The following is a 20,116-nucleotide window of genomic DNA, read 5'->3' as shown; positions in this document are numbered from 1 at the left end:
GACTGTCCCCGCACGGGGGCTGTCCCAGGTCTTTGCGGTGTTAACCGCGACAGTTTCATGGCTCGCAAACTCTTGGGACAGCCCCCGATGACCCTGGGGACAGTCCCGAGTTTACTGCAAAGTTGCTTAAACTAGCGCATTCCCCCACGGCCACCTCTGCAGGAAGCAGGGAACAAAGAGTTGCTGGGAACGTTTGCCATTGCTCAAAATTATTGAATAAATACCTGTATGTGCAGGAGAGGAAATAAATTATGCCCATGTCGTCTTCGGAGAAACTGCTCAAGGTCTTGGAAAAGTTGTGTCTTGACGGACCGGCAAAAGCTGTTTCTTTGAGCCATGAGTTGCATTTGAATAAAAGTTCTGTCCATCGGTTTTTGAATACCCTGATAAGCCTTGGTTATATCAATCAGAATCCTGAAACCGGTTTTTATAGTGCAGGACTGAAGGTTTATGAAATGGGCGTCCAGGTCAAAGGGCGGTTGGGGATTGCCAAAATAGCAGCTCCGCTTTTGAGGCGCTTGCAAGTTGAAGTCAATGAGGCCGTCAATCTTGGTGTTTTGCATAATAACGAAATGTTGACCATTGAACGGTTTACGCCAGATGATGAAAATATCAAAATTGTTGTTAAAACCAAGCTACCCGCCTATTGTACCGCGCTGGGAAAGGTTTTGCTGGCGGGGCTCGATCAGCGCAGTTTTGAACGCTATCTCACTGAAACGAAATTCACTGCATTTACCTCCAGAACCGTCACTGACCCGGCAGCACTCAGACGTATGATTATTGAAGTTCGAGAACTTGGTTATGCTATTGATGACCGTGAACTTGATAATAATATCCGCTCTGTCGCGACCCCTCTGCACGATGACAGCGGGATGGTGGTGGCAGGAATTTCAGTCAGTGCCGCAGTCACTCGTTTGGATGAAGAGCGTCTTGATGCTGCAAAGCAAATGCTATTGCAGGCCACCGAAGATATTGAACTCGCACTGGGGCACAAGTCTTAAACGAAATCCTCTTCCTTGAATTCCCTTCTCATTCTGATCCGTGGAACCTTGTGTTCTTGCCACTGAAGTATCTATCTTTTTCCCATGTCTGCTGATACGAACGACCCACCAAACTATCCGATCAAAAGTTCTTTCCAGCAAAATTGATGATCGCCTAACGCTCAAATGATCTGAAAATCGACGGAGTGTTCTTCCTGCCGAATTTCACATTGAGAAACCTGTCTAAAAATAAGATTCGCCAACTCCTCCTTAATGGCTCCTGATCTGCGACCAATTCAATTGTTATTGAGAATCAATTTGAGATGACAGGTGGGCCCTAGCGCGCCGATCTCTTATTTCAGATTTCAATGAAATCAGTATGTTGAAGATTATTCGTCTTGTGGAAGTGTTGGCTTGCTTGTTGCAGTCCAATATATAGACTGACGATTCATATAGTGAACTTGGACCCATCCTTGATCTCGAATATTTATGAAACCAACAGAGTCATGCTGGGCACCGATATTCTGTTTTCGGCAGGGACAGAACGCGTAACTCAGCAATGGGTGATCTTTGGCCTTCAAACAATAGGGGAAGGATAAAATCGTATGAAGAAAGAATGGAAAAGCAAAAACGCAGACGGCTCATATACGGTAAGAACCTGTGGTTGGTCACCTCCGGGTGAGCACCCGGTTGGCTGTGGAATGAAGCTCACGGTCAAAGATGGTCGATTGGTGAATGTCGAAGGGGATGAAGAGCATCCCATCACCAATGGTCGACTTTGTGTCAGATGTTTATCTCTGCCTGAGTATGTCCACCATCCGAAACGCATTACGACACCGATGAAGCGAGCCCGCGAAGACCGTGGTCAGGATAAATGGGTACCCATTTCTTGGGATGAAGCCTGGGATATTATCATTCCCAAAATCAACCAGATTAAGAAAGACCATGGCGCTGAATCGATCATTGTTTTCGGCGGGACCGGCCGCGAGGCATGTCTCTATTATTACCCGCTGGCTTTTGCGTCAATCGGAACTCCAAACGTCAGCCAACCGATCAGCGGATGGTCATGCTATGGACCGCGTTGCGCTATCACTGATTTTATTCTGGGTGCCGGTTATCCGGAAATTGATTTTGCCGGGAACTACCCCGATCGTTATGAAAACCCCAACTTCAAACTTCCTGAATACGTGGTCACTTGGGGTAAGAATCCTCTTTACTCCAATCCCGATGGATTTTTTGGTCATGCCATCATTGACATGATGAAGCGCGGCACAAAAATCATCTGCATTGATCCGCGGATAACCTGGCTGGGAACCAGAGCAGAACATGTCTGTCAACTGCGGCCTGGCACCGATACCGCTTTGGCTCTCGGGTTTCTTAACGTCATCATCAATGAAGATTTATACGATAAAGAGTTCGTTGAAAAGTGGTGCTACGGCTTCGATGAGCTTAAGGAACGCGTTCAGCAATATCCGCCGGACAAGGTGGCAGCCATTACCTGGGTGCCAAAGACCCTTATTATTGAGGTCGCCCGCAAGATGGCGTTGGCTAAACCGACTTCGATTCAGTGGGGCTTGGCTGTTGACATGAATCCGAACGGAGTCCAGCTGGGCCATTCGATTCTTGCTCTGACCGCAATTACCGGCAACCTTGATGTTCCGGGTGGTTTGACTCTGGGACCACCCTCGTCCCTGCTTGGCAAGTGGCGGATGGAGACCCGTCGCAACTTGACTGATGAACTTTGGGAAAAGCGGCTCGGCGCCAAAGAATGGCCGGCTGTCGGTGCTGCAATGGCAACGACCCATCCGGATGAAACCCTGGATACTCTTGAGACAGGAAAACCCTATAAAATTCGTATGGCCTGGATCAACAGTACCAATGTTCTGGCTCCTTCAAGTGCGGTCCAGCCTGCGCGTTGGTATAAAGCATTGCAAGAGATGGAGCTGATTGTTGCACAGGACCTGTTCCATAATCCGACCACCATGGCCCTCGCCGATATCTTTCTCCCGTTACCGACATTCGCTGAGCACAACGGCGTTGTGATTACCAATTACGGACGCAATGCCATAACTCTGGGCGCCATGAACGAAGCGTTGCGGGTTGGGGATACCAAATCTGACCTGGAAGTCTGCATGGAGTTGGGAAAACGTTTGCATCCTGATATGTGGCCTTTTGAGACAGTTCAGGATTTCTTTACCAATCAGCTCAAACCGGAACTGGGAATAGACTTTGAAGGGCTGAGCGAGCTCGGCGTCTATCAGCCGAAATATACCTATCGCAAGCATGAAAAAGGCCTGTTGCGGATGGATGGTGAGCCTGGCTTCAATACCGTCACCGGGCTGGTAGAGCTTTCATCCACCCTGTTCCCCAATTGGGGTGAGGATGCGCTTCCCTATTACCAGGAGCCCCCCTATGGTCCGGTTTCAACGCCTGAACTGTTTAACGAATATCCGCTGATTATGACTTCAGGAGCGCGTAAAACCACCTCGTTCCACTCCGAACACCGACAGATAGACTCCTTGCGTGAGATTGACCCTTACCCGGTCGTAGAATTTCACCCAGAAACAGCGCAGAAGTTGAATATTAAGGAGAAGGACTGGGTCGAACTGGAAAACATGCTGGGCAAATGTCGGATGCAGGCACATTTGACCCCGACGATTCACCCCCGGGTCTGTCATGCGACTCATGGGTGGTGGTATCCGGAGAAAAAAGGTGAAGCACCAACCTTGTTTGGTGTCTGGGATGCCAACTTAAATACCATGATTCCTCACAAGACAATTGGAAAATTGGGATTTGGTGCACCTTATAAACAGATGATCTGTAAAGCCAAACGCGTTGAAAGTTCAACGATAGAAAATTGACGTGTCCGCACTGCGATTCGGCAGAGATTCTCTGCCGAATCGCTCATTTCTAAAACCAAAGATTTTTTATCTGGGTTTATTCGATAGAGAGGAAGTCATGGCTAAAAACGGTTTACTTATCAATTACCAGTACTGCACTGGCTGTCATAGTTGCGAAGTCGCTTGCAAAAATGTTCTTAAACTTCCGCGTGGACAATGGGGAATCAAGCTCTTGGAAAACGGTCCATGGGAGGTGACTCCGGGCAAATTTGAATGGGATTACATCCCGACACCAACCCAGCTCTGTGACCTTTGTTCCGATCGGGTTGCGGAGGGTAAAAAGCCCACCTGTGTCCATCACTGTCTTAGCCAATGCATGGAATATGGGCCAATTACGGAGTTAGCGGAAAGAATGTCCGAATTGGGCAGTAAAACCGCTTTGTTTATCCCTTAAAGAAATGAGCCCGGCTCGTTGAGGATGTCACATGTGGGATGTCTTGAAGGCAAAACTCTTGCGCTAGGTTGACAACGAAAAATCAACGGAATTAAGAGGATTTCATATGAATAATAAGAAGTGGGTTGGCCTGATAGCCGCAATCTTGGTTGTTGTTCTCGCTTATTTTCTGCCAACAGGGGCAAATCTTTCGCAGCCTGGCAAAATGTCTTTGGCGATTTTGGTTGCCGGAATTGTTCTCTGGGTTATGGAGGTCATGCCGCTGGCTGTGACAGCCTTTTTGCTGATGGTGTGTCTGCCTTATTTTGGAATACTCGATTGGCATACAACCTGGGCGAAATTCATTAGCCCGGTTATCTTTTTTGTCATCGCAACCTTTGCCATAACTGTTGCGCTGCTAAAAACCAATCTGGCAACCCGTATTGCCGGCATCCTCATCCGCTGGTCCAAAGGGGAGTCAAAAAAGCTCGTGCTTGGATTTATTGTCGGAACCGCATTGCTTTCGTCCGTCTGTAACAATGTGCCATCGTGCTCGCTGTTTATGGGACTGGCATTATCGATTCTGTCGGCAAATGGCTCTTCTCCCGGGCAAAGCAATTTAGGCAAATGCTTAATGATTGGTGTCCCGTTCGGCGCTATGCTGGGAGGCGCCATGACCCCGGCAGGAACGTCCATCAATATTATGGCGATGGGGCTTTTGAAACAGGGCGTCGGGATAGACATATCCTTTCTTGACTGGATGCTTTTCGGGGTTCCATTCGCGATTCTGATGATTCCTTTTTGCTGGCTGTCTCTGGTCCTTATTTTCAAGCCGGAACCGGTCAGCAAAGAAGCGATCGATTCAATCAATGAATTGGTTGCCAAGACCGGGAAATTAGAGAAAAACGAGAAAAAAATTCTTGTCATTATCATAGCGTTGCTGGTGCTCTGGATAGCAAGCACATGGATTTCCTGGCTTGATGCGACCGGGATCGCGGTGATGGGCCTGGTTGCCATGTTCTTCCCTGGGATCGAAGTGATTACCTGGGATGAATTCGTCAAGGGCGTTTCGTGGGAAGTAGTGATTATGATTGGCGGTGTCCAATCGGTGGCATCCGGGATTTTGGCGACAGGTGCCGCATCCTGGCTGGTCCATACCGCCCTTGCTGATTCCGCCGTCTGGGGTGGAACGATACTGGCAGGGGCCGTTGCTACTGTTGTGAGTATTCTCCATGTCGTGTGTCCGGTCGGGCCGGCCATTGCCGGCATGGCAACCGTGCCTATCGCGGAGCTGGCGAAACTGGCTGGAGCTAGCCCGATCGTATTTACGGTCATCGTTGGTTTTGGTGCGGCAATAACCTTTATCCTGCCGCTGGATTGTGTGCCGCTGATCACTTATGGAAAAGGTTATTATCGGATGGGAGAGATGGTCAAGGCAGGTCTCTTCCCAACCCTCTGTCTGATTGTCATCAGTGCGCTGCTAATGCCGCTGATCGGGCAGATGGTTGGATTATAAAATTGTGACGATAAGGTTGCTGATTATCCGCGCCGGGAATAAATCCGGCGCGGAAATTTTCAGGAATCTGTTTGGCTTTAGGCCGCTTCGCTCTGAACCGTGGCATTTCCACGGGTTTTCAGCTTACTGGCTCCGGCCAGAATCAAGCCGAGGAAGATCGACATGAAGGCTGCGCAGAGAATGCGGTATTCAGCCGGGACCATAAAGGTAATGAAGTTCGCGAAGATCCAGAAAAAGGTCAGGGTCTTTACCATGACAAAACCAACCAGATTGACATAATCAATTTTGGTCAGAACTTCTGTCAACGAGAGGCTGATTTTCTTGGGTCCGAAACGATGATCAATATAGGTATCGGTGCAGCGATGAAACAGCATAAACGTAGGACCAAATGCATAGGTTGCAATAAAACTGGTGTAAAAGGCTTTGAGAACTTGAGAGCCTTCGCCAGGGAGGATGCCTGACTTCATGAGAAATATCGTTCCTGCAACAAAAACATTAAACATGACCATCATGCAGATGCCGATGAAGCCCCAGACGCAGATTCGTGCCGTAAGACCATCAGGTTTGATCCAGTCTCCAGCCAGAATTCTTCTTCCCAGAAGTTCACCCATGGTTGCCAGAAGGCCATACTTGATAAAAGACATGATGTAGGGATGGGCGTGGGTCGTATTGACGAAAATTGCATTGGTGTTGGGAAATAGTAAAAACAAAATGACGCCAGCAATAATTAAAATCCAGATAAAATCACCTTTTTTCATTCATTCCTCCCTGTGGCTTAGATAATTAAACGGGTGTATGGAGCAAAACAGTTTCATCTTTATGGAAACAGGTTGTTGGAAGATTTAGCTGGTTTGGCAATCAGGGTTGTGATTCTGTGGAATCACTAAATTCAGGCCCTTCTTCAGCAATAAAAATGCCATTTGACTCTTCCATACGCTGAATTTTTCTGAAGGATAAAAGTCTCTATATCCTGAATAGGGAGTTTTCATCTGAAACAACTCTTTTCCGTTGTCGTGACGTCAATTGGCAGGCTTTCTTTTGCGGTGAAACGGTGTACGCTTCTGCACAAGTTCTTGATTTCCTTGCCACAACGAAAAATTTCTTGTTTTCAGTCTGAAAACTTAATGATCGCAGCAAGAGTTTGAGGATGGGCAACTCGGGAGAATTCTTTTGGGAATTTGTTGGCGCTGCTTTCAGGTGGGATGACCAGCGGCATGTAGTAAAAAAAGATTTTTGATTTTTGTTTGTTTCAGAATGAGAAAAATCAGGCCTTTGGAAAAACCTCCGAAGAGGTGAATGAATGGTTATTATTATTTATAAAATTTAATTGACAAAAACTATATTTTCTTCTAGGCTGAACTCCTCTTTCTGTCGGTTTCCATCCTTTCATTCCGCCCAGAAACGTTGCTGCGGATCCGTGTGTCTTTTCTCAGATACCAAAAATAATCATCTGAAAATCAGCAAATAGCTCAATTTGATACCGGCCATCGGCTATTGGATATGGCGGATTTGAACGCATTTTTGCGTTAACCAGCATTGCAAGGAGATGGAAGATGAGATTGAAATTAGGTATTCGAAATAAATTACTCCTCCCGATAACCTTTATCATGATTGCCGGAATGTTGATTTCGGCGATCATGTCTTACAATTATACGAAAAACGCCATCACCTCGGCCGTGGGCGCAAATATGCTTGATACCGTTGATTCCAGCCGGAAGCAGGTGGCTGCCTGGGTTTTGAATTTGGAATCTGATTTGCACACCTTTTCCTTGAATCCTCTGTTTGAGCAAGTGCTTGATGATCCGAGCCTGGATACCAGACTGAACAAAATCCTTCAGCAGATCAAACAGGTTGCGCCCCAGTATGAAAATCTGGGATTGCTGGATCACACCGGGTTGCTCATTGCCGGCAGTAACCCCGCCATTGTTGGCAAATTAAGGTTGAACGAACGGGATTACTTTAAAGGTGCGATGAACGGAAACGCTGTGATTTCCCAGCCGGTTGTCAGCCGTGATACGGGGAATCCGATTTTTGTCGTATCGGTTCCACTGAAAAAGGATGGGACGATTCAGGGTGTCCTCTTTGCAGCTGTTGATTTATCCGGATTTTCGAAGACTTTTATCGATCCAATAAAAATTGGCGAAAAAGGTTATGCTTTCGTGACAGATAAAAGTGGTGTGCTGATCGCCCACCCTGACAAAAAGCGGATTCTCAAGGTTAATACCCGTGACTACACCATCGGCCAAAAAATGACCGACAAAACGAGTGCCAACAAAATCGTTTCTTACATTCTGGATGGAGAAAAGAAAATTCTGGCTTTTGCCGTTGATGAGATCACGGGCTGGACGATCGGAGTGACCGCTTCTCCTGAAGATATTTATTCGGCAGTGCTGAAAATACGCAATGTGAACGTGATCATGACCATTATTCTGGTGGTTGTCATTGGTTTGGTTCTTTTTATTCTGGTGACCCCGATTGTTAACGCCTTAAAAAAAGGCGTTGCTTTTGCTGACGCGGTCCGCTCTGGCGACACATCCATGCGGCTGGGAATGCAGCGTTCCGATGAACTTGGTCAGCTTAGTTCCGCACTGGATGCGATGGCCGATGGATTACAGGCCCGTGCAGAAAGGGTCGAGCAAGTCGCTGATGGGGATTTGAGCGTGAACATAGCCCTGCAGTCCGACCACGATACCCTTGGTCATGCACTGGTCAAGATGATCAAAAATCTCAATCAAAGCCTGGCCGAGGTCAATATGGTTGGTGAGCAGGTTGCTTCGGGAAGTACCCAGATTTCAGGAGCCGCACAATCGCTGTCCCAGGGTGGTTCGGAGTCGGCTGCGTCTCTGGAGGAAATCACCGCATCGGTGACGCAGATGGCCTCACAAAGCGAGGCCAATGCTGAAAATGCCTTGCAGGCGAAGAAGCTTTCCGCTTCCGCACAGGCATTTGCCGATCAGGGGAATAGTCGAATGAAAGATATGGTCCAGGCCATGACGAAAATTCAGGGGTCGAGCCAGAACATATCTAAAATCATCAAGACCATCGATGAGATTGCCTTCCAGACCAATTTGCTGGCGCTGAATGCGGCAGTTGAAGCGGCTCGGGCCGGTCAGCATGGCAAGGGTTTTGCCGTGGTTGCGGAAGAAGTCCGTAATCTTGCCGCACGCAGTGCCAAGGCCGCCAAAGAAACCGCCGAACTCATCGAAGGTTCGGTGACCTTGACGACAGATGGAGCGAATATCGCAAATCAAACCGCGACAGAGCTGGAAAATATTGTCAACGAAGTTCACAAGGTTACTGATCTGGTCACGGAAATTGCGGCGGTTTCCGAAGAGCAGGCGCAGGGGATCAGGCAAGTCAATGTCGGCCTTGGACAAATCGATGCGGTGACCCAGCAGAATATGGCTATGGCCGAAGAGAGCGCAGCATCTGCCGAAGAACTGGCGTCCCAGGCCGATCGTTTGCAGGCCATGTTGAGGCAGTTCCGTTTGACGGCCATAGAAGAGCAAAATTCAACCCGCTTGGGTGGTGGGGCATTAACGAAATCCGTGCAAAAAAGCATCGCATGAGCATAATATTGCAATAACCAATGGCGTTCCGTGTCCGCTGTCGATGGATACGGGACGCTGCCTTCTGCAGGCCGGTCTCAATATGCTACAGCACGTTTTAAATTGAGAGTCATCCCGGCAGGCTGGATTTCTTTCTTCCCTGTCCTAACCGTCGCTTCCATTTTGTTCCAATCACAAAGGCGATGATAATCGGCCCTGATAGCGGCGCTTTTGCCGGGTAAGCCCGTCGGCAATGAGCGGATTCCAGAGTTGGCATGTTTATCGCTTTATTCCCGGTTACGGAAAATACACTCCCGGGGTTTTTGCCAGGACTTGAGCGACAATGATAAGAATCTGTCGTTTTGCCTTTACGATCAGCAGTCTGAAGGAGGGTTTTGGCGTGACCGATTCAGGGCTTCGCGGACCGAAAAATGTTTGCCAGATGATTCTTGGCCCGGTGAAACTGATTATTCAATGGTGATTTGTCAGGAGCAGCGCGATGATCAAAGTTCCTTTAGGAGAAGCAGAAGGCCAGGTTCTCGGTTATGACATAACCGTTGTCGATGTGCAGAAAGGGCTGAAGGGAGTTGCCTTCAGTCGCGGCCATACGATTCGCAAGGAGGATCTGGCCGTTTTGGAACGCCTTGGAAAGCAGAACATTTATGTTTGGGAAGGCAGCGAAGAAGAAATCCACGAGGAAGAAGCCGCGCTGACCGTGGCACCGCTTATTGCCGGCCCCAATATCCGTTATGACGAGGCTCCCAAAGAAGGGAAGATCGGCTTTTATGCAACCTGCGCCGGGCTGTTCGAAGTTGATGTCGAGCGGCTGGAGCGGATCAATCGGCTGGCTATCCCTTCACTGCCGACCATTCATACCCACTTTCCCGTCCAAGCCAACAAACTGGTTGCCGCTTTCCGGATTATCCCGCTGACCTGCAAGCGCAAGCTGCTGGAACAGATCACCGCTGAACTGGATCGCCCCCTCTTGCGCATCAAACCCTATGTTGTAAAAAACGCTGCAATTCTGGTGACGGGAAGCGAAGTTTATCATCAGCGGGTCCGCGACGGTTTTACCCCCAAACTGACCGCAAAGCTTGCTGCCCTGGGAATCTCAGTTACCTCTGCCGAGGTTCTTCCCGATGATAAAATGATGATCAGCCGGGCGATTCGGGCTGCGGCGGAGAGTTGTGAACTGTTGTTGATCACCGGCGGGACCTCGGTCGATCCGGATGATATTACAACTGTGGCCATGCGTGAGGCCGGGGTGGTCTTCCCGCAGAAGGGTAATCCGGTTCAGCCGGGGAACAACCTCACGATCGGCTATGCCGACCAGAGTACGGTTTGCGCCATTCCGGCTGCGGCATTGCATTATGCTGCAACCGCCTTCGATATTTATCTGCCGCGGCTGGCCGCTGGGCAGCGGATCTTACCTGAAGAACTGGCTTTGACCGGTCACGGAGGGCTCTGTCATTTTTGTCCAGTCTGCCATTTTCCGATTTGTCCGTTCGGGAGAAACTGATTGCCATGAAGCGAGAATGTCAAAATTTATCCTGTTCCGAAGCCCTTGATCGCCTGTTGACAGTGGTCAGCCCGGTCAAAACCCAATGCCTGGAGATTGCGGAAGCCTGTGGTCATGTTCTGGCGGAAACAGTCAAAACGCCCCGTCCTTTTCCAGATACCCGGCGGAGCGCGGTCGATGGCTATGCTCTCGGGTCGTTGGCCGCTGACGATTTTGCATTGGTCGATACCTTGGCGGCTGAGGATATTCCACGTTCGGCGCTAAGTGGCAATGCTGCCGCAGCGGTCATGACCGGCGCGACCGTGCCGGCAGGTGCGCAGACCGTTGTTCGGGTGGAAGACGTGTTGCTGAAAGGGCATCAGGTCGAGCCAAAAGTCGAATTGGTTGCCGGTGCCAACATCAACGGGATCGGTGAAGAGGCCGAAAAGGGGCTGCCGGTTCTGGCCGCAGGGGAGCGGATGAACGCGGTTTCCCATAGTGTGCTGTGCTACCTGGGGGTGGACCAGGTCCAGGTCTTTCGGCGACCGCGCATCGGCATTTTGATTACCGGCAATGAGCTGCTGCGGCCGGGGCAACAGCACCGACCGGGGATGGTCTATGAGTGCAACAGTTCCCTGTTGCGGAATATGCTGAACAGAATGGGCATCGATGTTGTGGTCCGCGGACCGGTGGCCGACTCTCCGGAGGTCTTGTCCAAGGTTCTCGACCAACTGGCCTGGCAAAACGATCTGGTGGTCACGTCCGGCGGGGTGTCGATGGGGAAATTTGATTACATCCGGCCGCTGCTCAAGCAGAGTGGCTTTGAATTACTGGTCGATCGAACCAAAATAAAGCCGGGTCGACCGATGTTGGTCGCCCGTCGGGACCAGCAGCTGTTTTTCGGCATGCCAGGTTATCCGGCAGCCTTCCTGGTCAACCTGTTTGTGTATCTGGTCCCGGTGCTGCGCAAGCTGAGCGGTCTGCGCTCTATTCATCCGAGCTACCGTACTGCCCGCTTGAAAACAGCCGTGACTGGTCGAACCGGCCGGAGCGATATGATCCGCGTTCAGTTGGAGCAAAATGGTTCGGTGACTGAAGCAACCCCGTTGGAAAGTCAGTTAACCTCACACTTTATCAATATGGCCGACTGCAACGGATTGGTGGTTCTTGATGAGGATTGCGCAGGGCTGGCCGCCGGGACGGAAGTTCAGGTGCTGGACTTTGCTGCTGTTATCGGTTGAATTGCTGAGCTATAATAAGGAGCTACTATGAATATGCAAGAGCAGATCAACACCTGGAAGAAAGATCCGGAGTTTGTCAAAAGAGTCGGTATGATTCTTTGCCACAATGGAATTGTGCGTGGAACGACCCGTGAAGGGGGGAAGCCGGTCACTCGGGTCAGGGTCACTCCGGATCAGGACAAGATTGCCGTCCTGCGCGCCGAATATGAGCAGGCGCCGGGTATTTATCGGGTTGCCGTTGAGGCCCATGGCGGTGAATTGAACCCCGGTGATGATTTACTGTTCATTCTGGTGGCTGGCGATATTCGTGAGAATGTCAAGGCAACCCTGGCAGAATTGCTTGATCGCATCAAATCGGAAGCGGTTAAAAAAGAAGAATTTCTCGCCTGATCTGCGCGCTCGGCATGGGGATCTTGTGTTCCCGTGCCGGCTGGCTTTTTTACCTGGCAGCAGGCCCAACAGGAAATCTGTATGAGCAAAGCGATTGCTTTTGTCGCCCGTTTGTCGGGGACTGGCAAAACAACCCTGGTCGAAGCGGTCATTAGAATCCTGGCCGCACGCGGCTATCGGGTCGGGGCCATCAAGCATGACGCCCATGATTTTGAAATCGACAAGCCGGGTAAGGACAGCTACCGTTTTACTGCGGCCGGTGCCGCAACGACGGTGGTCGCGTCCCGCCGAAAAACCGCCGTAGTCAGGCAGAATCCGGATGCTCCCAAACTTGAATTCCTGCTCGACAGTTACTGTCGTGATTTGGATGTCGTCCTCGTCGAAGGGTTTAAGGGAGGATCTCTGCCCAAGATAGAAGTTCACCGGCAAGGGTTTTCCCCATCCCCAACCCTTGCCGAATCAGGCGCTTTGAGTCAGGTCGTCGCCATTGCCTGCGATGGTGATTGTAGCGAAACCGGTTTACCTCATCTGGATCTGAACGATCCCGAGGCGGTAGCGGATTTTGTCCTGCAACATGCCAGGTTGATTTAAACCATTTTTACCCGCCTTTTTACCGCCGGTTCTCGCTGATTTTCAACCTTTTTCAGCCTTATTCGACTGCAATGTCCTGCCTTTTGCCCTGCCCGGATCGAGCCTTTGTCATTGACTGACAGAGGATTTACGTTAAAGTGGCAGCATTGAAATAATCCCTTTAGTAAGCAAATGTTATTGAGAAAACTGATGTCGAAATTCAATTCCCGGATTTGGGGCTCCTTGTTGGCCGTCGCTTTGTTTGGCGCCGCACTGTGGGTGTTGCATCGTTCCCTTGGTGCGTTTCATTATCAAGATATTGTCCGCCAGTTGCATACCATCCCTGCAAACAGCTTGATGATGGCGCTGGTGCTGACCGGCTGCAGCTATCTGGTGTTGACCACTTACGATCTTTTGGCCGTCCGCTATATCAACCGCAAGTTGGCGATACCGAAAGTGATGCTGGCTTCCTTCGCGAGCTATGCTCTGAGTAACAATATCGGCCTGTCTCTGTTGATGGCGGGTTCGGTCCGCTACCGCTTTTATTCGACCTGGGGTTTGTCGGCCGAAGAGATTTTGCGCCTGGTCGGATTTACCGTGGTGACCTTCTGGATGGGCCTCTTGACTGTGGGCGGTGGGGTCTTTGTTTTCAGTTCCCTAAGCTTGTCACAAGTGTCAGGTTTGGCATTTATATCTGTCCATGCGCTGGGCTGGATCTTTCTTGCTTTGGTCTTTTCCTACCTGCTGGTCCTTAAGGTGCGAAAAACTCCGCTCCGTTTGCGATCCTGGATCTTCAGTTTGCCGACCTTCTCTCTGGGGGGAGCCCAACTGGTCATCGGAACCCTTGACTGGATTCTGGCCGGCAGTGTCCTTTATGTGCTTATTCCGCCTTCCTCACCGGTGACGTTTGCCCAGTTTCTTGGGGTTTATCTGCTCGCTCAAATTGTGGCTCTGATCAGTCATGTGCCGGGTGGGTTGGGGGTGTTCGAGTCGGTTATTTTGCTCTTTCTCCCGGGAATTCCCGCTGCTGCGCTGCTTGGCAGTCTCCTGCTTTACCGGGGTATTTATTACCTGCTGCCGCTGGCGCTGGCCACTCTGGTCCTGGTCGGCACGGAAATGTACGCTCGGCGGCGCGTTGTCAGTCGCCTGGTGAAGGCTGCTGGTCAGTGGGGCGGGCTGATGGTTCCTCAGCTGCTGGCTCTTTCCACCTTTGTTGCCGGGGCGATCCTGCTGTTTTCCGGCGCGACTCCGGCGGAACCCCAGCGACTCCACTGGTTGAAGGAATTTTTGCCACTCCCGGTCATGGAAATTTCCCACTTCTTAGGCAGCCTGATCGGGGCGGTCCTGCTGTTGCTGGCCAGGGGGATTCAGCGCCGGCTGGATGCAGCGTATTTGTTGACCGCGGGATTGCTCGCGGCCGGGAGTGTGTTTTCACTGCTCAAAGGAGTGGATTACGAAGAGGCCTTACTGCTTGGAGGGATGCTGCTGGCACTGCTGCCCTGCCATCGGTATTTCTACCGCAAATCTTCGCTGCTGGGGGAATCGTTCAGCCTGGAATGGATCGTGACCATCCTGATCGTGTTCAGCTGTTCGGCCTGGCTCGGTTTTTTTGCTTACAAGCACGTCGCCTATTCCCATGAACTATGGTGGCACTTCTCCTTCCACGGAGATGCGCCCAGGTTTCTCCGGGCGGTCGTCGGGGCCGGCGCCTTTCTCCTTCTGTTCGGCCTGGTCAGGCTGCTCAAGCCCGCCAAAGTTGAACCGCAACTGCCGGATGCGGTAGGGTTGGAGCAAGCCCGCCAGGTTATCGACAGCGTTCCCGAGACTGCAGCCAACCTGGCCCTGCTGGGAGATAAAGCTTTGCTGTTCTCAGCGCAGCGGGATGGTTTTGTCATGTATGGCATTGAGAAACGCTCCTGGATTGCCCTTGGTGACCCGGTTGGATCTCTTGATGTGGCCCGTGATTTGGCTTGGCAGTTTCGTGAGCTGGTGGAACAAAACGGTGGGCAGACCATCTTTTACGAGGTCGGTCCAAAGCTGATGCATATCTATCTGGACATGGGCTTGATGCTGTTCAAGCTTGGCGAAACCGCCCGGGTCCCCTTGGCCGACTTTTCTCTGGAGGGGAAAAAGCGCAGCAGTCTGCGCTACACCAAACGGCATCTGGAAAAAGAAGGGTACTGTTTTGAGGTTATTCCGGCTCCGCCAAGCGGCGCACTGCTGACTGAAATCAAAGCGGTGTCCGATGCCTGGCTCGGGACCAAGAATGTCCGTGAAAAAGGGTTTTCCTTGGGGTTTTTCGATACTTCTTACCTTGCTAATTTTCCCCTTGCCGTGGTCAGGCGGCATGATGAAATCATTGCTTTTGCCAATTTATGGCCCGGGCCCGACCAGGAAGAATTATCCATCGACCTGATGCGCTTTCGCCCGGAGAGCCCTAGTGGGATCATGGATTTTCTCTTTGTTAATCTGCTGCTGTGGGGGCAGGAGCAAGGTTATCGGTTCTTCGATCTGGGCATGGCTCCTTTGTCGGGGATGGAAAATCGCCCCTTTGCACCGGTCTGGCATCGGATCGGCGCTTTTGTTTTCAGGCAGGGCGAGCATTTTTACAATTTTGAAGGCCTGCGCGCCTATAAACAGAAGTTCAATCCGCTCTGGGAGCCGCGCTATCTCGCCTGTCCGGGCGGACTGGCGCTGCCGCAGGCGTTGCTGAATGTGTCCACGTTGATCAGCGGAGGGATCAAGGGGCTTATCGGCAGGTAGCCAGGAAAATCGTGCCGGACACGAATGATGGACAACTTGGGTAAAATTGATAAGAGCCAGGTGCAATCGGGTTGCTGAAATTATTTGTGCATTGCTCTTTTATCGCCAGGGCTGCTGCCGGAAGCTATTGCAAGGGAGGTCTCTATGTCCGAAGAATCGATTTTTTTTCTGCCGGTCAAGGACTACTGTCACCGCGGTTTGATCACCTGTCAGCTCACTGATCGAGTGGTTGACGCTGCCCTGATGATGCGCAGCAAAGAGATCTCCAGCTTGATCGCTTGCGACGAGCATGGGCAACCGATCGGAATCATGACCGACCGCGATCTGCGCAGCAAAGTGGTCGCCGAAGGCAAGGATCCTGCCACCTTAACGGTTGCCCAGGTCATGACCGCTCCGGTGATCTCCGTGACGGAACACGACTCCCTTTTTGACGTCCTCTATTGTATGTCCCGGCACCGCATTCACCGGGTTGGGGTGGTCGATCAGCACAATACCCTGGTCGGGATCATCAATGAATCGGATATTATCCGCCTGCAGAACCGTTCCCCGCAACGTTTGCTGCGGGCCATCGATGAAGCGGGAAAGATTGCCGAACTGAAGACCATTCATGGGGAAACGCAGCAGCTGGTGGTGTTTTTAAGCCGCAGCGGGGTGCCGACCAATCAGCTGATCCGGCTCATTTCACTGTTGAACGATCAGTTGTCCGACAAACTGGTCAAACTGCTCAAACGCGGCCGTTTCGCAGAGATGGGGCGGAACAGTGCCTTCCTGGTTCTGGGCAGTGAGGGGCGGCGTGAGCAGACCCTGAAAACCGATCAGGACAATGCCATGATCTATGCCGATGACGTCACGGCCGAAGAACTGACTGACATCGAAGCGTTTTCCCATTTACTGATTGATGCGCTGATCGAAATCGGGGTGCCCGAATGTCCCGGCGGAATCATGGCGCGCAATGACTTCTGGCGGCGTTCGCTCAGCCAATGGCAGGATGCCATCGACGGCTGGATCGCGTCTCCCAGTGGCAAAAATATCCTCAATTTCAGCATGTTTTCAGATATGCGGACTCTCTGTGGTAATGTCGCCCTGGAGCGGGATTTGCGCGCTCATGTGATCCGCAGGGCTGAAGAAAATACCATTTTTCTGGCCCGGATGGCCGCTAATGTCTGCCGTTTTGTGCCGCCCCTCGGCTGGTTTGGACGGATCAAGACCGAATCCGGTGGGAAATATGCCGGCCAACTCGACCTGAAGAAGGCGGGGATTTTTGCCCTCACTGAAGGGGTTAAGACCCTGGCCTTGAGCATTGGTGTCCTGGGCGGGAATACCCATGACAAATTATTGCTTTTACAGGACCGCGGGGTTCTCAGCCAGCAGCAGGTTAACGATATCGATGCCAGTTTTTATTTGCTGACTTTTTTACGTCTGCGCAGCCAGGTTGCGGATCATGTCGCCGGGCGGGAAATCAGCAATCATATTTTTCCTGCGGCCCTGGATCGGGTTGAGCAGGGCCGGCTCAAGTTGGCCCTGGAGGTGGTCGATTCTTTTGAAGGCATGCTCAAACAACATTTTCAACTCGATATGCTCAGAGGGTAGTGTGCCGGGCATTCCCGCCTTGTCGGGAATCCCCTGCATGTCTCCTTCTGGCTGCGACCAGCCATGAGCGATTTATCCAAACCGCCATTTGCCATCCGTAACGTCCGTTTGTTCCTCGCTTTTAGGGTGCTGTTCAACGCGCGTTTTTACTATCCGGTCTTCTCCGTCCTGTTTCTCGATTTCGGCCTCACCCTGGCCCAGTTTGCCCTGCTGAATGTGGTGTGGGCGGTCAGTATTGTGGTTTGTGAGGTTCCTTCCGGGGCTCTGGCCGATATCCTCGGTCGCCGAAATCTGCTCGTCCTGGCTGGCGGGTTGATGGTGGTCGAAATCATGCTTTGGGCCTTTGTTCCGCGTGACAATCTGCACCTGCTGTTCTGGGTGTTCGTCCTTAATCGGATCTTGAGTGGAATGGCCGAGGCGGCGGCTAGTGGTGCCGATGAAGCACTGGCTTATGACAGTTTGGTCCGCTATGGCAATCCGGCCGATTGGAGCCGGGTTCTGGAACGGCAGATTCAGTTGCAGTCCGCAGGGTTTGTCATGGTCATGACCCTGGGGGGCTTGGTTTATGATCCGCATTTTGTGCAAGGGGCTCTGCACCTGGTCGGTTTTGATGCGACCGTCACTCGGGCCGCGACGTTGCGGTTACCGATTTATCTGACCTTGGCGACGGCCGTACTGACCTTGCTGTCCGCGCTGGGGATGCAGGAGGTGTCCGACTCTCAGCAGCGAGCGGCGGCAAGCCCGTCCCTGCTGGCCGAGTCATTGAAGCTGATCTGGCAGGCTGCCCGCTGGATCTTTCGAACGCCGCTGGTTCTTGGGCTGATGCTGTTTGGTTTGTTGTATGACAGTGTGGTGCGGATGCTGCTGACCATGGCCAGTCAGTATTACCGTCTGATCGGGGTTCCAGAGGCCTGGTTCGGAGCGCTGGGTTCCCTCCTTGCGCTAAGCGGTCTGGTGATGCCTGTTTTGGCCAGACGGCTGGTCACCAGGTGTTCCCTGGCTTTCAATCTGCTGCTGATCGCCGGAATCATCCTGGCTGGGTTGGTCGGGATGGCGCAGCTGCAAAACTATGCCGGTCTGGCGCCGGCGCTGTTGCTGTTTGGCAGTTTCAACCTGGTGGGGTTTTTCTTGAGTTACTATCTGAATCGCTTGACTGACTCAGCGCAGCGGGCGACGGTCCTCAGTTTCAAAGGCTTGTTTCTGAATCTTGGCTATGGGATGATCGGGCTGCTTTATTCTTTCCTGCTCGCTTTGTTGCGCGGGCAAGTTCCGCCAAGCGTTGGCGCTGTTCAGGAAGAGCTGCTGAAAAACCGGATCTTTGCCGAATCATTACCCTGGTTCGGCTGGTATTTCGGCATTTGTTTTTTGCTCTTGCTCGGCTGTTTTACCAGGACTTTTTATCGCAGCCGGTCTTTTCGCGAGGCCTTGAAAAGACCCTGATGTTAAACACTCATCGCGATGCCCGGGTGAGGCTGATGATGTCCCAATGTAGCTCTGTGCTTCTACGTGTTGTTTTATTTCTATTTGGAGCTGCCTGTGTGCTGCTTCCTGCCTGTACTCCCCCCGTGGAGACCTCGGCTCCTGAGCCGGTGGCCGACCCGATTGCGGCATTGATCGATGAGCCCGCTCAGGTGCAGCCATCCTTACGGCATATGGGGTTTTCCGTGCAGGTCGGAGCCTTCAGCCAACAGGAAAATGCGGTCCGTCTGGAGCAAGCTCTCAAAATGCAGGGTCTGGACGCTTATTCCTTTCTTCACGAGTCGGGCCTCTACAAGGTCCGTTTCGGTGATCAGCAGGATTATCAGTCGGCACGGCAACTCGCCGAAAAAATGCGCGATCAGGGGATCATTGAGCGATTTTTTATTGTTACGCCGGCAGATTATTCCGTGGCCCGGATGGGGGCCGATAAACCTGATGCGTTGCGCCTGGAATTGGTCCGCACCGCGAAGCGATTTCTCGGTGTTCCTTATCGCTGGGGCGGCGAGGACAGTACCAATGGTTTTGACTGCAGCGGGTTGACCATGGTCAGCTATCGCCTGAACGGCCTGGATTTGCCACGCAATTCCAGGGCTCAGTTTCAAGCCGGGCGAGCGGTTGAGAAAGCTCGCTTAAAGCAGGGCGACCTGGTGTTTTTCGCGACCAAGGGCGGGACACGGGTGACTCATGTGGGGATGTATGTCGGGGATGGAAAATTCATTCATGCCCCCCGCACCGGACAGACGATTCGGATCTCCAGCCTGTCCAGTCGATATTTCCGACGGACCTATGTCGGCGGACGGACATACCTGTAGCCAGCAGTGGGTTTGGCTGGAATCGGTTTAAGGGTAGGCCTGTACCCAGGCCACAGCCCGCTCCAGGTCTGAAAACAGCCTGATGTTGAGCCCTTTATCGAACAGAATCTTTTGCAGCAGCAGCTCATTCCTTTGGTACGCTATGGCTGTGACCAGCGCCATTTTGCGCAAGGGCGAGCGGTTTTTGTAGCGCAGGATGGTTTCCGCGACCAGGTCCAGACTCATTTTCTCAGCGGCACAGGAAATCCCCCGTTTATCAATGACCAGCCCGGTACACTGGGCATCTTCCAACTTGCTCAGGATGGGTCGGTAAAGGCGATCAATGCATTTTTCGCAATGGGACGTGCCACTGCAGGTGACAAGCATGCATTCATCCAGGATTTCGTAGCGCCAATGGAAGGAAGGATGGCCTTCGTTGGAGGTATCTGTCTGCTGAGAAATATTCATGAGGAGTTC

15 protein-coding genes are annotated in these 20,116 nt (G+C 51.8%); 13 read left to right on the top strand and 2 right to left on the bottom strand.

The features are described 5' to 3' along the window. Window positions 1-251: 251 nt before the first annotated feature. The 4 genes from N909_RS0108070 to N909_RS0108060 all read left to right on the top strand — a co-directional run bounded on the left by N909_RS0108070 (window position 252) and on the right by N909_RS0108060 (window position 5,769). On the top strand, window positions 252-1,001 hold the full coding sequence (locus N909_RS0108070) for an IclR family transcriptional regulator (protein ID WP_029913895.1): 750 nt from the start codon (window positions 252-254) through the stop codon (window positions 999-1,001). 584 nt (window positions 1,002-1,585) lie between these two features. After that, complete coding sequence (locus N909_RS0108065; RefSeq protein ID WP_029913894.1) at window positions 1,586-3,841, top strand: molybdopterin-dependent oxidoreductase; 2,256 nt, start codon at window positions 1,586-1,588, stop codon at window positions 3,839-3,841. Window positions 3,842-3,938: 97 nt separating this feature from the next. After that, window positions 3,939-4,274 carry a 4Fe-4S dicluster domain-containing protein gene (locus N909_RS26335; RefSeq protein ID WP_084167591.1) on the top strand — a complete coding sequence of 112 codons (336 nt, stop codon included), beginning with the start codon at window positions 3,939-3,941 and terminating at the stop codon, window positions 4,272-4,274. A gap of 106 nt (window positions 4,275-4,380) precedes the next feature. Further along, window positions 4,381-5,769: an SLC13 family permease gene (locus N909_RS0108060; protein WP_029913893.1), complete on the top strand. Its 1,389-nt coding sequence runs from the start codon at window positions 4,381-4,383 to the stop codon at window positions 5,767-5,769. A gap of 77 nt (window positions 5,770-5,846) precedes the next feature. Here the strand turns inward: N909_RS0108060 and N909_RS0108055 are convergent, their stop codons facing one another. After that, on the bottom strand, window positions 5,847-6,527 hold the full coding sequence (locus N909_RS0108055) for a hypothetical protein (protein WP_051689607.1): 681 nt from the start codon (window positions 6,525-6,527) through the stop codon (window positions 5,847-5,849). A 795-nt stretch (window positions 6,528-7,322) separates the two neighbouring features. On the opposite strand from N909_RS0108055, the gene N909_RS0108050 reads away from it, so the two are divergent. From N909_RS0108050 to N909_RS0108005, 9 genes are all read left to right on the top strand, one after another. Then, a complete protein-coding gene (locus N909_RS0108050) occupies window positions 7,323-9,338 on the top strand; it encodes a methyl-accepting chemotaxis protein (protein ID WP_051689606.1) in 2,016 nt (671 codons plus the stop codon). Between the two features lie 478 nt (window positions 9,339-9,816). After that, window positions 9,817-10,836: a molybdopterin-binding protein gene (locus N909_RS0108040; protein ID WP_029913890.1), complete on the top strand. Its 1,020-nt coding sequence runs from the start codon at window positions 9,817-9,819 to the stop codon at window positions 10,834-10,836. A 5-nt stretch (window positions 10,837-10,841) separates the two neighbouring features. Continuing rightward, window positions 10,842-12,056, top strand: coding sequence for a molybdopterin molybdotransferase MoeA (locus N909_RS0108035; RefSeq protein WP_029913889.1), 1,215 nt, complete (start codon window positions 10,842-10,844; stop codon window positions 12,054-12,056). A gap of 27 nt (window positions 12,057-12,083) precedes the next feature. Continuing rightward, the gene (locus N909_RS0108030) at window positions 12,084-12,446 is read left to right on the top strand and encodes a molybdenum cofactor biosynthesis protein MoaE (RefSeq protein ID WP_029913887.1); all 363 of its coding nucleotides are present in this window, start codon (window positions 12,084-12,086) and stop codon (window positions 12,444-12,446) included. Between the two features lie 81 nt (window positions 12,447-12,527). Beyond that, window positions 12,528-13,037, top strand: coding sequence for a molybdopterin-guanine dinucleotide biosynthesis protein B (gene mobB, locus N909_RS0108025; RefSeq protein ID WP_029913885.1), 510 nt, complete (start codon window positions 12,528-12,530; stop codon window positions 13,035-13,037). A gap of 189 nt (window positions 13,038-13,226) precedes the next feature. Next, entirely contained in the window at window positions 13,227-15,779 is a 2,553-nt protein-coding gene (gene mprF / locus N909_RS0108020) for a bifunctional lysylphosphatidylglycerol flippase/synthetase MprF (protein WP_029913883.1), read from the top strand. 144 nt (window positions 15,780-15,923) lie between these two features. Beyond that, the gene (locus tag N909_RS0108015; protein ID WP_029913880.1) at window positions 15,924-17,369 is read left to right on the top strand and encodes a DUF294 nucleotidyltransferase-like domain-containing protein; all 1,446 of its coding nucleotides are present in this window, start codon (window positions 15,924-15,926) and stop codon (window positions 17,367-17,369) included. Between the two features lie 63 nt (window positions 17,370-17,432). Next, window positions 17,433-18,809 (top strand): MFS transporter, encoded by a 1,377-nt coding sequence (locus N909_RS0108010; protein ID WP_029913877.1) that lies wholly within the window; start codon window positions 17,433-17,435, stop codon window positions 18,807-18,809. 98 nt (window positions 18,810-18,907) lie between these two features. Further along, window positions 18,908-19,660, top strand: coding sequence for an NlpC/P60 family protein (locus N909_RS0108005; RefSeq protein WP_245613583.1), 753 nt, complete (start codon window positions 18,908-18,910; stop codon window positions 19,658-19,660). Between the two features lie 27 nt (window positions 19,661-19,687). Here N909_RS0108005 and N909_RS0108000 read toward each other — a convergent pair whose 3' ends face one another. Then, complete coding sequence (locus N909_RS0108000) at window positions 19,688-20,107, bottom strand: hypothetical protein (protein WP_029913867.1); 420 nt, start codon at window positions 20,105-20,107, stop codon at window positions 19,688-19,690. Between the last annotated feature and the right edge of the window lie 9 nt (window positions 20,108-20,116).

It is taken from the genome of Pelobacter seleniigenes DSM 18267 (assembly GCF_000711225.1).
Lineage (GTDB): Bacteria > Desulfobacterota > Desulfuromonadia > Desulfuromonadales > Geopsychrobacteraceae > Seleniibacterium > Seleniibacterium seleniigenes.
This window is presented reverse-complemented; position numbering and strand designations above follow the sequence as displayed.

Excerpts from the sequence above, each read along its gene's own strand:
- N909_RS0108070 (WP_029913895.1), top strand. The coding sequence starts at position 252 with ATGCCCATGTCGTCTTCGGAGAAACTGCTCAAGGTCTTGGAAAAGTTG.
- N909_RS0108065 (WP_029913894.1), top strand. The coding sequence starts at position 1,586 with ATGAAGAAAGAATGGAAAAGCAAAAACGCAGACGGCTCATATACGGTA.
- N909_RS26335 (WP_084167591.1), top strand. The coding sequence starts at position 3,939 with ATGGCTAAAAACGGTTTACTTATCAATTACCAGTACTGCACTGGCTGT.
- N909_RS0108060 (WP_029913893.1), top strand. The coding sequence starts at position 4,381 with ATGAATAATAAGAAGTGGGTTGGCCTGATAGCCGCAATCTTGGTTGTT.
- N909_RS0108055 (WP_051689607.1), bottom strand. The coding sequence starts at position 6,527 with ATGAAAAAAGGTGATTTTATCTGGATTTTAATTATTGCTGGCGTCATT.
- N909_RS0108050 (WP_051689606.1), top strand. The coding sequence starts at position 7,323 with ATGAGATTGAAATTAGGTATTCGAAATAAATTACTCCTCCCGATAACC.
- N909_RS0108040 (WP_029913890.1), top strand. The coding sequence starts at position 9,817 with ATGATCAAAGTTCCTTTAGGAGAAGCAGAAGGCCAGGTTCTCGGTTAT.
- N909_RS0108035 (WP_029913889.1), top strand. The coding sequence starts at position 10,842 with ATGAAGCGAGAATGTCAAAATTTATCCTGTTCCGAAGCCCTTGATCGC.
- N909_RS0108030 (WP_029913887.1), top strand. The coding sequence starts at position 12,084 with ATGAATATGCAAGAGCAGATCAACACCTGGAAGAAAGATCCGGAGTTT.
- mobB (WP_029913885.1), top strand. The coding sequence starts at position 12,528 with ATGAGCAAAGCGATTGCTTTTGTCGCCCGTTTGTCGGGGACTGGCAAA.
- mprF (WP_029913883.1), top strand. The coding sequence starts at position 13,227 with ATGTCGAAATTCAATTCCCGGATTTGGGGCTCCTTGTTGGCCGTCGCT.
- N909_RS0108015 (WP_029913880.1), top strand. The coding sequence starts at position 15,924 with ATGTCCGAAGAATCGATTTTTTTTCTGCCGGTCAAGGACTACTGTCAC.
- N909_RS0108010 (WP_029913877.1), top strand. The coding sequence starts at position 17,433 with ATGAGCGATTTATCCAAACCGCCATTTGCCATCCGTAACGTCCGTTTG.
- N909_RS0108000 (WP_029913867.1), bottom strand. The coding sequence starts at position 20,107 with ATGAATATTTCTCAGCAGACAGATACCTCCAACGAAGGCCATCCTTCC.